The sequence below is a fragment of the Citrobacter europaeus genome (assembly GCF_037482245.1).
Taxonomy (GTDB): domain Bacteria; phylum Pseudomonadota; class Gammaproteobacteria; order Enterobacterales; family Enterobacteriaceae; genus Citrobacter; species Citrobacter europaeus.
In genome coordinates, this window is sequence record NZ_CP148084.1 from 2,913,080 (window position 1) to 2,926,256 (window position 13,177).

Annotated in this window: 16 protein-coding genes; 9 read left to right on the forward strand and 7 right to left on the reverse strand. The window is 47.9% G+C overall.

The features are described from left to right. Nucleotides 1-54: 54 nt before the first annotated feature. On the reverse strand, nucleotides 55-1,113 hold the full coding sequence (locus WHR59_RS13800) for an alpha/beta hydrolase (RefSeq protein WP_155762300.1): 1,059 nt from the start codon (nucleotides 1,111-1,113) through the stop codon (nucleotides 55-57). A 264-nt stretch (nucleotides 1,114-1,377) separates the two neighbouring features. Between WHR59_RS13800 and WHR59_RS13805 the strand changes: the two genes are divergently transcribed. The 5 genes from WHR59_RS13805 to WHR59_RS13825 all read left to right on the forward strand — a co-directional run bounded on the left by WHR59_RS13805 (nucleotide 1,378) and on the right by WHR59_RS13825 (nucleotide 6,183). Then, on the forward strand, nucleotides 1,378-2,262 hold the full coding sequence (locus WHR59_RS13805) for a LysR family transcriptional regulator (protein ID WP_043016097.1): 885 nt from the start codon (nucleotides 1,378-1,380) through the stop codon (nucleotides 2,260-2,262). Between the two features lie 226 nt (nucleotides 2,263-2,488). Continuing rightward, a complete protein-coding gene (locus WHR59_RS13810) occupies nucleotides 2,489-3,397 on the forward strand; it encodes a LysR family transcriptional regulator (RefSeq protein WP_043016096.1) in 909 nt (302 codons plus the stop codon). A 133-nt stretch (nucleotides 3,398-3,530) separates the two neighbouring features. Next, nucleotides 3,531-4,037 (forward strand): hypothetical protein, encoded by a 507-nt coding sequence (locus WHR59_RS13815; RefSeq protein WP_063411115.1) that lies wholly within the window; start codon nucleotides 3,531-3,533, stop codon nucleotides 4,035-4,037. Between the two features lie 278 nt (nucleotides 4,038-4,315). Next, entirely contained in the window at nucleotides 4,316-5,167 is an 852-nt protein-coding gene (locus WHR59_RS13820; protein ID WP_043016094.1) for an aldo/keto reductase, read from the forward strand. A 26-nt stretch (nucleotides 5,168-5,193) separates the two neighbouring features. Then, nucleotides 5,194-6,183 (forward strand): aldo/keto reductase, encoded by a 990-nt coding sequence (locus tag WHR59_RS13825; RefSeq protein ID WP_338843159.1) that lies wholly within the window; start codon nucleotides 5,194-5,196, stop codon nucleotides 6,181-6,183. A gap of 24 nt (nucleotides 6,184-6,207) precedes the next feature. Here WHR59_RS13825 and WHR59_RS13830 read toward each other — a convergent pair whose 3' ends face one another. Continuing rightward, the gene (locus WHR59_RS13830) at nucleotides 6,208-7,101 is read right to left on the reverse strand and encodes a LysR family transcriptional regulator (protein WP_043016092.1); all 894 of its coding nucleotides are present in this window, start codon (nucleotides 7,099-7,101) and stop codon (nucleotides 6,208-6,210) included. 147 nt (nucleotides 7,102-7,248) lie between these two features. On the opposite strand from WHR59_RS13830, the gene WHR59_RS13835 reads away from it, so the two are divergent. Beyond that, the gene (locus WHR59_RS13835; protein WP_338843160.1) at nucleotides 7,249-8,016 is read left to right on the forward strand and encodes an SDR family oxidoreductase; all 768 of its coding nucleotides are present in this window, start codon (nucleotides 7,249-7,251) and stop codon (nucleotides 8,014-8,016) included. A 37-nt stretch (nucleotides 8,017-8,053) separates the two neighbouring features. On the opposite strand, the gene WHR59_RS13840 is transcribed toward WHR59_RS13835, so the two are convergent. The 5 genes from WHR59_RS13840 to ycgZ all read right to left on the reverse strand — a co-directional run bounded on the left by WHR59_RS13840 (nucleotide 8,054) and on the right by ycgZ (nucleotide 9,835). After that, nucleotides 8,054-8,605, reverse strand: coding sequence for a LuxR C-terminal-related transcriptional regulator (locus WHR59_RS13840; RefSeq protein WP_043016090.1), 552 nt, complete (start codon nucleotides 8,603-8,605; stop codon nucleotides 8,054-8,056). 29 nt (nucleotides 8,606-8,634) lie between these two features. Continuing rightward, nucleotides 8,635-8,850 carry a hypothetical protein gene (locus WHR59_RS13845; RefSeq protein ID WP_043016089.1) on the reverse strand — a complete coding sequence of 72 codons (216 nt, stop codon included), beginning with the start codon at nucleotides 8,848-8,850 and terminating at the stop codon, nucleotides 8,635-8,637. A gap of 130 nt (nucleotides 8,851-8,980) precedes the next feature. Then, nucleotides 8,981-9,247, reverse strand: a complete 267-nt coding sequence (locus WHR59_RS13850; RefSeq protein ID WP_043016088.1) for a biofilm development regulator YmgB/AriR family protein — start codon at nucleotides 9,245-9,247, stop codon at nucleotides 8,981-8,983. A gap of 34 nt (nucleotides 9,248-9,281) precedes the next feature. Next, on the reverse strand, nucleotides 9,282-9,554 hold the full coding sequence (locus tag WHR59_RS13855; protein ID WP_043016087.1) for a hypothetical protein: 273 nt from the start codon (nucleotides 9,552-9,554) through the stop codon (nucleotides 9,282-9,284). Between the two features lie 44 nt (nucleotides 9,555-9,598). Next, entirely contained in the window at nucleotides 9,599-9,835 is a 237-nt protein-coding gene (gene ycgZ, locus WHR59_RS13860) for a regulatory protein YcgZ (protein WP_043016086.1), read from the reverse strand. A 316-nt stretch (nucleotides 9,836-10,151) separates the two neighbouring features. On the opposite strand from ycgZ, the gene WHR59_RS13865 reads away from it, so the two are divergent. From WHR59_RS13865 to WHR59_RS13875, 3 genes are all read left to right on the forward strand, one after another. Further along, nucleotides 10,152-11,363: a diguanylate phosphodiesterase gene (locus WHR59_RS13865; RefSeq protein WP_043016085.1), complete on the forward strand. Its 1,212-nt coding sequence runs from the start codon at nucleotides 10,152-10,154 to the stop codon at nucleotides 11,361-11,363. A gap of 221 nt (nucleotides 11,364-11,584) precedes the next feature. After that, nucleotides 11,585-12,316, forward strand: coding sequence for a MerR family transcriptional regulator (locus tag WHR59_RS13870; protein WP_338843162.1), 732 nt, complete (start codon nucleotides 11,585-11,587; stop codon nucleotides 12,314-12,316). A gap of 319 nt (nucleotides 12,317-12,635) precedes the next feature. Then, nucleotides 12,636-13,166: a Csu type fimbrial protein gene (locus WHR59_RS13875; RefSeq protein WP_003833507.1), complete on the forward strand. Its 531-nt coding sequence runs from the start codon at nucleotides 12,636-12,638 to the stop codon at nucleotides 13,164-13,166. The last annotated feature ends 11 nt before the right edge of the window (nucleotides 13,167-13,177 follow it).

Consider the following 13,177-nt stretch of genomic DNA (forward strand, 5'->3'; position numbering starts at 1 on the left):
GGATAAAAGCCACCCGCCAGAGGCCGGTGGCTTTGCATCAATTCAGGAGAGGGTTTATTTCAGTTTGGTCTGGAAAAATTGTTCGAACTTCGCGAAAGGTATTTTTCCGGCCACGTTATCGTAGAGGTCCACATGATTTGCCCCTGGCACCACGACCAGTTCTTTGTCTTTACTGCCAATCGCCTTGAAAGCATCTTCAGCAAAATAGCGTGAATGCGCTTTCTCACCGGTCACAATAAGCGTTGGGATGGTGATTTCACTGGCGTAGCTCAGCAGCGGCATATTCATAAACGACAGTGGCATCGTTGCCGTCCACGCCCCGGTCGAGTTAACGGAACGCTCGTGGAAGCCGCGCGGCATGCGATAGTAATCGAAGAACTCTTTCAGTATCGGATGCGGATTTGCCGGCAGCGTTTCTGGCAGAACGCGCTCGCCCGCGCTGGCCTTGCCGTTGCTGTCGACGTTAATATCATGAGCACCGTGTGCGAACGTGCCGCTCTGCGCATCCTTCCAGCGCTGTTCATTCAGATATTGCAGAACAGCACGACGGTCGGCGGTGGAATAACGGTCTTTGCCATCCCCCACACCATGGCCCATCGCCCGGCTCATGTCGTACATCACGCTGGTAGCCACCGCTTTAACGCGGGTATCCATCGCGGCATCGTTCAGCGCCATGCCGCCCCAGCCACAAATACCGAGCAGCCCGATACGGTTGCGATCCACCTCTTTTTGCAGCCCTAAGAAATCCACCGCCGCGCTGAAATCTTCAGTGTTGATATCCGGTGAGGCGACGTTTCGCGGATAGCCGCCGCTTTCCCCGGTGTAAGAAGGATCGAACGCCAGGGTAACAAACCCTTGTTCCGCCAGCGTCTGCGCATACAGGCCGCTGGATTGCTCTTTCACCGCGCCAAATGGCCCACTGACCGCAATCGCCGCCAGCTTGCGATCGCCACGGTCTTTAGGCAGGTAAAGATCGCCCACTAAGGTGATGCCATATCGGTTCGGGAACGAGACTTTACGATGTTCGACTTTCTGGCTCTCGGCGAACGTTTTATCCCATTTATCTGTCATGGACACAGGGGCATTAGGATTGGTTGAATCAGCATAACTCATTGTCGTGACTCCACTTAATGATGCGAATAACAGCATGGCCGGCATCGCGGTTTTTAGCGTTAGGGTGAAGGCTTTCATAAAAATCCCCATAAAAAACAACAGAGAGATACAGGTTTCCGACGGACAACGCTGCGGTGCTTTGCTTTGATGGGGTCATTATAGTGAGCAGAATTAGTGCTGATTAGGGGGCGATTACTGCTAAGATTGATACCATATTGTTATAAATCAATACTGAATTTGCTGTCATTCCGGGGGGATTTTTCAATGGCGAAAAGGGAGAACTACAACGAGCTGTACCTGTTTATGCAGGTGGTGCGAGAAGGCAGCTTTACCGCAGCGGCTCAGCGGCTGGGGCTTGCTCAATCAGGGGTCAGTCGTTCTGTTCGTGAGCTTGAAGAAAGGCTGGGCGTCCAGCTGCTGGTGCGTACCACGCGTAAACTGTCGCTGACGCAAGCAGGCGAGCAGCTCTATCAGAAGACGGCATCTGGATTTGATACGTTAGATCGTGGGCTTGCCACGCTGGCGCAATATCGAGAGACGCCCTCCGGTACGGTACGTATCAATGCCAGCCAGCACGCCATTGATAAATGCCTGCTGCCAAAGCTGGCGGTATTTAAACAGCGCTATCCTGATATCAGACTGGAACTGATGAATGAGAGCCGGTTCGTCGATATCATCGAAGAGCGATTCGATGCTGGTGTCCGTCTGGGGCCTGAAGTCGGCCAGGGCATGGTCGCGGTGCGCATCACGCCCGATATGGAGATGGCGATTGTGGGTACGCCTGAACATTTTCACCGCTTCGGTTTTCCACAAACCCCGGCGGATTTAAAGGCGCATCCCTGCATCGCCTATCAGTTTGCCGATGGCAGCGTATATCAGTGGGAACTCATTCAGAATGATAAAAAAATCACCCATCAACCTGAAGGGCAATGGGCCTTATCCGACAGCTATATGGAAGCAGAGGCCGCCCGACTGGGCCTCGGATTGGCCTATGTTCCTGTTGAACTGGTCGCGCATGATTTAGAAAGCGGTAAGCTTATCAGGGTGTTGCAGCGTTACAGCCTGCGAATGGAAGGATTGTTTCTCTATTATCCCCATCGCAACGTCTCTCCCGCCCTGCGGATGGTCATTGATACATTGAAAATCTGAACGTTAACAACGCCCGACTCTTCACTGTGCAAAATTGTGTCAGGTAGTCCCTCTGCTTTCAATTCCAAGGTCTGCTTTGAGCTGAAGAGCGGACTTATCCGTACAAGGCCTACCATCCAGAAATGGAAGTTCCCCCAAAAGGAAAACACTCGCAAACCTTCTAGACAACCTTTTCCCGAGCATTTAGCCTGAATTAAAATTTTAATATCTGTCAGGCTAGTTCATTATGAAAAATGATATCAGAACCCTCGACCTTAACCTTCTTAAGGCCCTTGATGCATTACTGGATGAGGGAAGCGTGACTCGGGCTGCACAGCGCCTCTCACTGACGCAGCCTGCCGTCAGTGGTATGCTTATTCGCTTGCGTGATTACTTTGACGATCCACTCTTTGTTCGCACCAGCCACGGTATGGTCCCCACAATGCGGGCCAACGAACTTTCTACGCCGGTAAAACAAATCCTCACCGATATCGCTATCCTGCTGAAACCAAAGAAATTTGATCCCGTGACGGTGGAACTGACTTATACCATCGTCGCAACGGACTATGCACTTAAGGCTGTTGTCGTTCCGTTGATGGCTGAGCTAAAACAACGTGCACCGTATATTAAAATCGCCGTGCGGCCCGTGGACAATGAGCGAATGTATCAGCAGTTATCTCGGGGTGAAGTTGATCTGGCTTTGATAACACCGCAAACAACCCCCGAAGACCTGCATGGAAGAGCGCTCTATGAAGAAGATTATGTCTGCGTAGCACGACGTCATCATCCTCTGGCAGCGAGTTCAGAAATGACGCTCGAACAATTTTGCAAACAGGAACATATTCTGGTGTCTTCAGAAGGTAACTTCACCGGTGTTACAGATGAAGCACTGGCTAAGCTCAGTCTGACACGACGAGTAGGCATGTCAGTTAATAGTTTTCAGGTGATACCTGATATATTACAAGTGACTGATATGATTGCAGTTGTACCTCACCGCATGGTCCTGACTAACAACGATCTCATCATTCTCCCTTTGCCCCTGAAAGTACCCGGCTTTACCAAGAGCATGGCCTGGCATGAGCGAACCCATCGTGACCCAAGTCATCAGTGGATTCGTGCTTTATGCGCAGAAGTAAGCCAACATCCCGCGTCCTGATATAATTTATCTTATTAAGAATATAAGTAATGACAATTCGCCTTATAACTCCATTGCACCAATAATCACTGTCATCACGTTACTGCCGTAATGACACACGCAGTGCACTCAACTATAGCAATTGGAGAAATTTATGAACGCGATTAACTGGCCAGAAGGCTTTGTTCCGGGTTTTACCGATAACTTTGTTTCTAATGAAATGATCATCTCAGGTCTGAACGTCAATGATGTCTGGCCGCTCCTGAGTCAGCCATTGCTATGGCCGGAATACTATAAAAATTCCGCCGATGTGCGCTTTTATGACAACAAAGGTCCAGAATTGGAAAATGGGGTTCGCTTCTACTTCAGCACGTTTGGTTTCCCAGTTGAAGCTCAGGTTGTGGAGTTTGTTCCACCTGCTAAAGGTAAACCTGCTCGTCTGGCATGGCACGGATGGGCCGGTGAAAAAGATACCGCTCAACGACTCGATGTCCATCATGCGTGGCTACTGGAGGATCTTTCCGGTCACAGGGTCCGTATCCTAACGCAGGAAACACAGAACGGAGTCCCGGCAAAAGATCTGGCAAATACCCGCCCGAACCCAATGCTTAATGGTCATCAGGAATGGCTTGACGGCCTGATTCGAGCAGCAAAGAAATAATAAACCGCTTTCCACAGTCATATCACTGAGGCTGCACTTCCCCGCAGCCTCAAGAATATTTGCCCGTTTGCTATTGCACTTGATTACAGGTAAATCATGTAACCCCCGCAAGTGACACCGCGCGGCCATATCTGTAATGCCCCCTCCTGGCACAAAGCCGACCTTGAGCCCCTCCAAATTAATGAGCCCACCTAATAAACCCTAGCTAATTACCCCATCTAATCGAATAAATCAGTTTGCGTTATGCTTTTCCAACACAACAACTGAAGGATAACGTCGTGCAAACTGTAAAACTGAACAACGGGATTGAAATGCCCCTGCTGGGCTTCGGTGTCTTTCAGATGACGGATGCCGCTGAATGCGAAAGAGCCGTTATTGATGCCATCGATACTGGATACCGTCTGATCGATACCGCCGCGTCTTACCAGAATGAAACCCAGGTCGGGAACGCGCTGAAACAGACCGGCATCGCCCGTGATGAACTGTTTGTCACCACCAAACTGTGGCTTCAGGATACTAATTATGAAGGCGCGAAAGCCCAGTTCGAACGCTCTCTGAACCGACTGCAGCTTGATTACGTTGACCTGTATCTGATTCACCAGCCTTACGGCGATGTCCATGAGGCATGGCGTGCGATGGAAGAACTGCAGCAGGCTGGCAAAATCCGCGCCATTGGCGTTAGCAATTTCCATCCTGACCGACTGGCCGATCTTATCGCCTTCAACAAAGTGGCCCCTGCGGTGAACCAGATTGAAGTTAACCCCTTCAACCAACAGTTGCATGCGGTTCCATGGAATCAAAGCCGCGGCATTCAGCCGGAAGCCTGGGCACCGTTTGCAGAAGGTAAAAACGGCCTGTTCCAGCACCCGGTGTTGACGGCAATTGGCCAGAAGTACGGCAAAAGCGTAGGCCAGGTTGTGCTGCGCTGGATCTTCCAGCGAGGCATCGTTTCACTGGCAAAATCTGTGCGCAAAGAACGCATGGCAGAGAACATTAACATTCTCGATTTTGAACTCAGCGCTGAAGATATGCTGCAGATTACCGCTATCGACACCGCAACGAGTGCATTCTTTTCCCATCGCGATCCTGCCAGAGTTGAATGGCTGGCTGGCCGTAAGCTTGATGTTTAAGTCGCGATAAAAGAGGTATTCATACAATGCAAAAACGTTATCTGGGTCAATCCCGACTCGAAGTCTCCGCGCTTGGGCTCGGCTGCATGGGTTTAAGCCACGGCTATGGCCCGGCGACCGATACCCGGCAGGCTATCGAGCTCATTCGCGCTGCGGTTGAACGTGGCGTCACCTTCTTCGATACCGCTGAAGTGTATGGCCCCTTCCTTAATGAAGAGGTGGTAGGCGTTGCCTTAAAACCGTTTCGTGACCGTGTGGTTATCGCCACTAAGTTTGGTTTTACTTTTGGCGACGACAATAAGCAGCAGATTTTAAACAGCCGTCCGGAGCATATCCGTGAAGCCGTTGAAGGATCATTACGCCGTCTTAAGACTGATGTCATTGACCTGCTGTATCAACACCGTGTCGATCCGGATGTCCCCATTGAAGATGTTGCGGGTACGGTAAAAGACCTGATCGCTGAAGGCAAAGTTAAACATTTCGGTCTGTCCGAAGCGGGTGCGCAAACCATTCGCCGCGCGCATGCCGTACAACCGGTCACTGCGCTGCAAAGCGAATACTCGATGTGGTGGCGTGAGCCTGAGAAGGAGATTCTGCCGTTACTGGAGGAACTGGGTATTGGTTTTGTGCCCTTCAGCCCATTAGGCAAAGGCTTCCTGACGGGATCAATTAAGCCAGGAACCACTTTTGGGAAAGATGATTACAGAAGCCAAGTGCCGCGTTTCGCCGAGCAGGCGATTGAAGCCAATGAAAAGCTGGTCTCATTGCTGGGGGAACTGGCGGCAGAGAAAGGCGTGACGTCTACACAAATCGCGCTGGCATGGCTGCTGGCACAAAAGCCGTGGATTGCTCCTATTCCTGGTACCACCAAACTGCACCGGCTGGAGGAAAACCTGGGGGTTGCCGACATCATCCTTTCGCAGAATGACTCACGGCAGATAACCCAGGCGCTTGAAACGATTAAAATCGTCGGCGAACGTTACTCTCCTGAGCATCAGGCTCGCGTAGGCCGTTAATACCCGGACGGGTCTACGGACCCGTTATTCCGAGTAGCGAAGTGCATCGATCATCAGCGCAAAAGCGGGCGGATGCTGCTTACGGCTCGGGTAATAAAGATAATATCCGGGGAAAGATGGAGACCAGTCCTGCAGAACCTGAATAAGCTCTCCTGACTTTATATAATCCTGCACCCTGTCTTCAGGTATGCAGGCGATACCAAAACCGGATAACGCCGCATCAATCCTTTCCGCCTGCAGATTAAACGTGACCTGCCCTTCCACTCTGACCCGTAACGGTTTCCCATCCTTCTCAAACTCCCAGTGGTAAAGCCCACCGGCCGTCGGCAGGCGCATATTGATGCACCGGTGATTTTGTAGCTCGTGCGGCGTTTCAGGGGCAGGATTTGCAGCGAAATAAGACGGCGCTCCTACAACAGCCATTCTCATGTCAGGGCCAATCCTTACCGCAATCATGTCCTTATCCACACTTTCGCCCAAGCGGATCCCGGCATCAAAACGCCCCTCAACAATATCAACAAAGCCGTTATCCACCACCAGTTCGAGATTGATTTCCGGGTATTCCCTGAGGAAGGGTTTTAGCTTCGGCCATACCAGACTTCGCGCGGCATGCTCCCCGGCAGATAAACGGATATTGCCGGAGGCGGTGCCGTTCAGTTGAACCAGTGATTCCAGCTCCTGCTCAAGATCGGCAATACGCGGTTCAAGGCAGGCAATGATTCTCTCACCGGCTTCCGTAGGGGCAACGCTTCGTGTCGTACGGGTCAGAAGGCGGATATTCAGCCTTTCCTCCAGGGCCTTCATCGCGTGGCTGAGTGCAGACTGAGAAACGCCCAGTTTACCCGCTGCTTTGGTAAAACTTCGCTCCCTTGCCACCACAAGAAAGATTTGCAGTTCATTGAAGTTTTCTTTCAGCATGGGCGATTTCCTTATGGCGCATTCCCTTCATCGCACACTCATGAAGGGTGTTCATAGACACAATCATTTTAGCCCTATTACTGACCATAATGATAATTGATATTCTGACTGTATCGAAAATAAGTCCGAATTATCAGAAGGTTTATCATGAGAATTCTCGTTGCTGGGGCGACAGGAAGTATTGGCCTTCATGTCGTCAATACCGCTATCAAAATGGGCCATCAGCCTTTAGCGCTAATCCGAAATAAGCGCAAAGTGAAATCGCTTCCTCGGGGAACAGATATTTTTTACGGCGATGTTTCAATGCCGGAAACACTCACCGAATTACCGAAAGATATTGATGCCATCATCTTTACGCTCGGTTCCGATGGCCAGGGGCGTATAGGTGCCAGAGCGATAGACTACGGCGGAGTACGTAATATTTTACGCATATTTAAGGATACGCCTGTTCGTATCGGCCTGATGACCACGATTGGCGTGACTGAACGGCTCAGCACCTGGAATCAACGCACTGAGGTTCATGACTGGAAAAGACGTGCCGAGCGTCTGGTCAGGGCCACTGGTCACCCCTATACCATCGTCAGGCCCGGCTGGTTTGATTACAACAATGATGATGAACACCGAATCGTTATGCTTCAGGGAGATCATCGCAATGCAGGAACACCGGAAGATGGTGTGATATCCCGGGAGCAAATCGCCGAGGTTCTGGTCAGTGCCCTGACCCACGACGAGGCAAAAAATAAAACGTTCGAGCTGATGGCTGAACGAGGTGAAGCACAGCAGGATCTTACCCCACTGTTTGCAGGCCTGCGGGCTGATGATCCACAAATAAATGATGGTGTTTTGGACATAGACAATATGCCTCTCAGTGAAGAACCTGAGTGCATTATTAACGAGCTGAACCTGTACAGGTAAAAGAAAATACCGCTCAGCTTGTTAAGATTATCGATGCTCAGGCATGTTCCAGCCAGTTGCGGAATACCTGCGCTCGCAGTATTCCCTGAAAATCAATCAGCCCAGAACAGCCAAGTTTCTTGATCAGATTCTGCCTGGCCTGGTAAATCGTTTTTAAGTGTAGATTTAACAAGGCGGATATCTCAAAAATAGTTCGACCTTCTCCTAACTGCGTTAAAATAAATTTATCTCGTGCGGTCAAAGAGATACATGCTTCCGATTGATTCTCGTGCTCACCACCAGCACGAGTGATATCAATAATAAATTGTTTAATTGAGCCAACGCCAATATCCACTGGAAGTCTGTAAAGTGAAATATCATTGAGATACTGATACTGATGACCATCAATCAACAGTACCAAACGATGCGTATTCAGATCATATTTTTGCTTTTTTACCGCATCAAAGTGATTGGCAGTGAAGAAAACAAGACGCGTCTGGTCATCTTCGAAAACTATATCGGCAAGAATATTCTTTAACCCTTGCCTGATAAAAATATCATCAAGCCATAACTCTGCGTTTCCAACTTGTTCCTGAACGATGTTCATCATTATGGCCTCAATGAAAAATCACAATAAACCTAACCGTGTTGTACTACTTTGTCGGGTTGAAGATGAGCCAAAATCTGTGTATAGAGATCGGTTAAAATCGCATTCTTCTCATTCTTCAACTGAATACTAAAAGCCTGAACAAGAACATCATTATTGATATAACCTTGTTTTAACATTACCTTACGCTCTATATCTTTATACAACGCACAGCAAAAAATAAAGCTTTCCGGAATAGAATTGGCCATATCAACCCCATAAAATGTAGTCATAAAAATGAGAGGGTGCTATGTATAGTCTTAATCAAAAAAATGCTCAGCATGAATGCTTTAAGCATATAACAAAGGTACTGTACATATTATATTAATATGAAACTTATTAGACATCGTCAGCTGTGTAACGCAACACTATTTCCAGGGTTTTTCTGATAACATCTGCCTGGACAACGTCAACTGTTGACTCCAGAGAACCAATCAGGCTTAAAATGATATTTTTATTATTAACATTATCACCAGCCAGAATTACATTTGTTACCGCCTGCCCCAATACCACAGACTCATCTGCTAATAGCTCACCTGCATTATGGAAGTAACTTGATAAAGCTTTATCCGTCATTACACTGTGGACATTAATTTCATGAAGCATGGTAACCTCGCTTGTATAGTCTGGAAGATTATCTTTAATGTAATTTAGGGTTTTTGCTGGCACTGAAAGCACTCTCATCTCTGGTTTTATCCGGTTTTCTGCTTATCTTTCCCGGATTAATGTTTGTGAAATCATTGATAACGCTGTCAATTAATTGCTTGCGTGCGCTATCCATTTCACTGGCCTGCATAAGTCGCAGTTGCTTAATCACTGCAGCTAACGAAACGTCTGTATGCATTCGCAAAATTTCTAGCACAGCCAAACCTGTAATTTCATGTTTCAAGCGTTCACTGTCAGTTTTATTCATAACGACGTCAGTATTTACTCCGATTCTGTATGTCAGACTTCCTTTTATTCAAAAAGCAAGCCAATTAACGCATTGTAATGTTTCTGTTCGTTCTCCCCTGATGCTTTTTCAAGACGGCTCAGAAGCTTGGTGCAAAGTGATTTGCGGTTCAGATTTCGCCCATCTTTGAGTATCTCAGTGACGATTTCTCCCAATGTTTCCTGTTGGGTTGGCAGATGCGCCTTTGCAAAGTAACGAGAAATCGCGCTTGCAGAATCAGTACGAACGGTATGCTGCTGCATGTCATGCTCCTGTAACAAAATGCTGGTGAATATTAAGTTTTATAACAGTAGCAAAGTTGTACCAAAAATGTGTACAACGCAGCTCGTTAATTTTTAGCAATAAGTGCTAAGTCAATATAATCAATGAGTTGTATAAGTTTCATTCTACATGAAATCAAATTCAATTGTACAACACACATCGTTTAACGAATGAATTTGATCATTTTAGGGGTCTTTGTTTGTAAAAATAAAGTTAGAACAATGTATTAAAATCAGGACATAAGCTGGTTTGTCTGATACTGTCCATACCTCTTCCCCCCATGATCCCGGACTGTCCATGCTCACGACCATTATTTACCGTAGCCATCTACGTGATGACGCCCCCCTCAGAGCGCTTGAGGATATGGTGGCAGCCGCAAACCTCAAAAACAGGCGATCTGATGTTACGGGGATTTTACTCTTTAACGGTCGCCACTTTTTCCAACTGCTTGAAGGCCCTGAGGAGCAGGTAAAGGAGATTTATCGTTGTATATGTAACGATCCACGGCACCACAATATCGTTGAGCTGATGTGTGATTACGCGCCTGCAAGAAGATTCGGAAAGGTGGGGATGGAGTTATTTGATTTACAGAAACATGAACGCAATGACGTCCTGCAAGCGGTACTTAACAAGGGAACATCTAAATTTCAGCTCACGTATGATGACAGGGCATTACAGTTTTTCCGCACATTTGTCCTTGCGACGGAAAAATCGAGCTATTTTGAAATACCTGCGCCTGATTACTGGAGTTTTGTTGCCGACGACTCTTGTACTCTCCTGGATGAAAGCACACTCCCGTCCGATATCGATTTCAGCTTTGCTTTTCAACCCATTATCGATCCTATGTCGCAACGCGTCATTGCCCTTGAAGCACTTATTCGTGGTAGAGATGGTGAAACGCCCGCAACTTATTTTGACAACTTAAATCCTGAGGAACTGTATACCGCGGATCTGCAGAGCAAAAAGACTGCTTTTGCAATGGCAAGCGCGCTGGGACTTAACGACAAAATGCTTTCAGTCAATCTGCTCCCCATGACCCTGGTAAATAAACCCGATGCAGTCAGCTTTCTGATAAACGAAATCGCGGCGCACGGACTGGTGCCTGAACAAATCATTGTAGAGTTTACCGAAAGCGAAGTTATTTCTCGTTTTGATACGTTCGCGCAGGCTGTGAAGTCACTCAAGGCTGCGGGGATCTGTGTGGCGATAGATCATTTTGGGGCAGGTTTTGCCGGGCTTCAGCTTCTGTCTCGTTTTCAACCCGACCGAATTAAGATAAGCCGCGAGCTCATCACGGATGTGCATAAAAGTGGACCAAGACAGGCCATCATTCAGGCAATTATCAAATGCTGCACTTCGCTGGAAATCATGATTTCCGCAGTCGGCGTTGAAAAACCTGAAGAGTGGATGTGGCTTGAGTCCGCAGGTATTGAAATCTTCCAGGGTAACCTTTTTGCACAAGCCTGCCTGAATGGTACGCCGTCTGTTGCATGGCCAGAGAAAAAATGATTTCTCAGCATAAGAACACCTAAGACATTGTTAGCAAACAATAATTCTCACCCCCTCTCTCATGCTGAACTTAAAAATTCAGCATTTCACCCTGCGTGATAGTAAAGTAAATCTTAATTTTGCTAGAATTCTCTGTATGTTTTGTACAATTTGATGCATCTTGTACAAAGTAACAGGAACCGCATATCGGTGACGGAGAATCAGGAGTGTCTGGGGGAACTATGGCTTATTACAGCATTGGAGATGTCGCAGAACGTTGCGGGATAAATCCTGTCACCCTCCGGGCATGGCAACGACGTTACGGTTTACTCAAACCTCAACGCAGCGAAGGTGGCCACCGTCTCTTTGATGAAGAAGATATTCAACGTATTGAAGAAATAAAACGTTGGATTAACAGTGGCACACCCGTTGGCAAAGTAAAAGCATTACTGGAAACCAGTACCCGTCAAACTGACGATGACTGGAATCAATTGCAAGAAGAGATGATGAGCATGCTTCGCATGGCGCATCCACCGAAGCTGCGAGCCAAAATTATCGCACTTGGTCGCGTCCATCCCGTAGATGCACTGATTGATCACGTTTATCTTCCCGTACGTCAACGGTTAATGCTTGATCATAATACATCCCGCATTATGATCAGTATGCTTGATGGCGCGTTGATTGAATATGTTGCCACACTGCTGTCTGAAACGCGGCGCAAGTCAGGGAAAGATGCCATCCTGATGGCCTGGGATGTTGAAGACAGAACCCGTCTGTGGCTCGAAGCCTGGCGCTTATCGCAATCTGGCTGGCATATTGCCGTTCTTGCTGAACCCATTGAATCGCCAAGACCAGAACTTTTCCCAGGGCAGACGCTTTTTGTCTGGACCGGTATTACGCCAACCCGCAGACAAAATGAGCTGCTACAACACTGGAATGAGCAAGGTTATAAAGTCGTTTTCCACAGCCCATAACCAACAGGTAATACGGTACTGAATTAAGGAAGATAAAACCTACGATTCTCATATTTTGGGTGGTCATTTGAGTACCATCCACTGAATATGCTGCCCCCTGGCCTTTTGACTAAACACCCGGCATAGCATAAAAACCAAACAACATACTCACCCGTTGGTATTATTTTTTTGTAGACGCCATCACCTTTTTCCTAAGTAAAATTCATTAGATCAACTGGCGTACGCCTAATACTTATTCTAGGGTTAAATTATGTCTTCTTGTGCCACATTATTGTTTTTCTAAAGTAATAAATGTGGTTATTTGAAAAAGGTAAAGGATATGGCTCTAGTCTTAGACAAACGCTTAATTCTTTGTTGCTGCGCCTTTTCCATTATATCAGTGGCAAATGCAGCAACCGTTAACGGAACATTTCAGGTGCTGATGACGATTCAGAAGGCCTGTACCGTAACTGCTGGTTCGGCTTCAAATATCACGCTTGGTCCGGTGAATACCACAGCGACAAATACCAGTGCAAGCAACACTATTTCAATTAATTGCTCAAAAACCACGCCCTATTTTATCGGCCTGGCACCGTCGGCTGCCAATGGAGGGACGACGACGGGCTCAGGCGCCATGTCCTCTGTGGCTAACGCGGCCACCAATACCGACAAAGTGCCCTATCAGCTAAATCGCACGTCAGCAACAGGTCCGGTGTGGGGAAATACCGCCACCGACACCGCGCCTGGAAATGGCGTAGCGGCGACGGGGACCGGTCTGGCGCAAACCTATACTGTTTATGCCACCGCACCGAGCGCCAACTTCACTCCTGACGACTATGCCGACACGGTAACGGTTAACGTTAACTACTAACTTCAGGAAGC

Coding starts and splice junctions, on each gene's coding strand:
- WHR59_RS13800 (WP_155762300.1), bottom strand. CDS start 1,113: ATGAGTTATGCTGATTCAACCAATCCTAATGCCCCTGTGTCCATGACA.
- WHR59_RS13805 (WP_043016097.1), top strand. CDS start 1,378: ATGGCGAAAAGGGAGAACTACAACGAGCTGTACCTGTTTATGCAGGTG.
- WHR59_RS13810 (WP_043016096.1), top strand. CDS start 2,489: ATGAAAAATGATATCAGAACCCTCGACCTTAACCTTCTTAAGGCCCTT.
- WHR59_RS13815 (WP_063411115.1), top strand. CDS start 3,531: ATGAACGCGATTAACTGGCCAGAAGGCTTTGTTCCGGGTTTTACCGAT.
- WHR59_RS13825 (WP_338843159.1), top strand. CDS start 5,194: ATGCAAAAACGTTATCTGGGTCAATCCCGACTCGAAGTCTCCGCGCTT.
- WHR59_RS13830 (WP_043016092.1), bottom strand. CDS start 7,101: ATGCTGAAAGAAAACTTCAATGAACTGCAAATCTTTCTTGTGGTGGCA.
- WHR59_RS13835 (WP_338843160.1), top strand. CDS start 7,249: ATGAGAATTCTCGTTGCTGGGGCGACAGGAAGTATTGGCCTTCATGTC.
- WHR59_RS13840 (WP_043016090.1), bottom strand. CDS start 8,605: ATGATGAACATCGTTCAGGAACAAGTTGGAAACGCAGAGTTATGGCTT.
- WHR59_RS13845 (WP_043016089.1), bottom strand. CDS start 8,850: ATGGCCAATTCTATTCCGGAAAGCTTTATTTTTTGCTGTGCGTTGTAT.
- WHR59_RS13850 (WP_043016088.1), bottom strand. CDS start 9,247: ATGCTTCATGAAATTAATGTCCACAGTGTAATGACGGATAAAGCTTTA.
- WHR59_RS13855 (WP_043016087.1), bottom strand. CDS start 9,554: ATGAATAAAACTGACAGTGAACGCTTGAAACATGAAATTACAGGTTTG.
- ycgZ (WP_043016086.1), bottom strand. CDS start 9,835: ATGCAGCAGCATACCGTTCGTACTGATTCTGCAAGCGCGATTTCTCGT.
- WHR59_RS13865 (WP_043016085.1), top strand. CDS start 10,152: ATGCTCACGACCATTATTTACCGTAGCCATCTACGTGATGACGCCCCC.
- WHR59_RS13870 (WP_338843162.1), top strand. CDS start 11,585: ATGGCTTATTACAGCATTGGAGATGTCGCAGAACGTTGCGGGATAAAT.
- WHR59_RS13875 (WP_003833507.1), top strand. CDS start 12,636: ATGGCTCTAGTCTTAGACAAACGCTTAATTCTTTGTTGCTGCGCCTTT.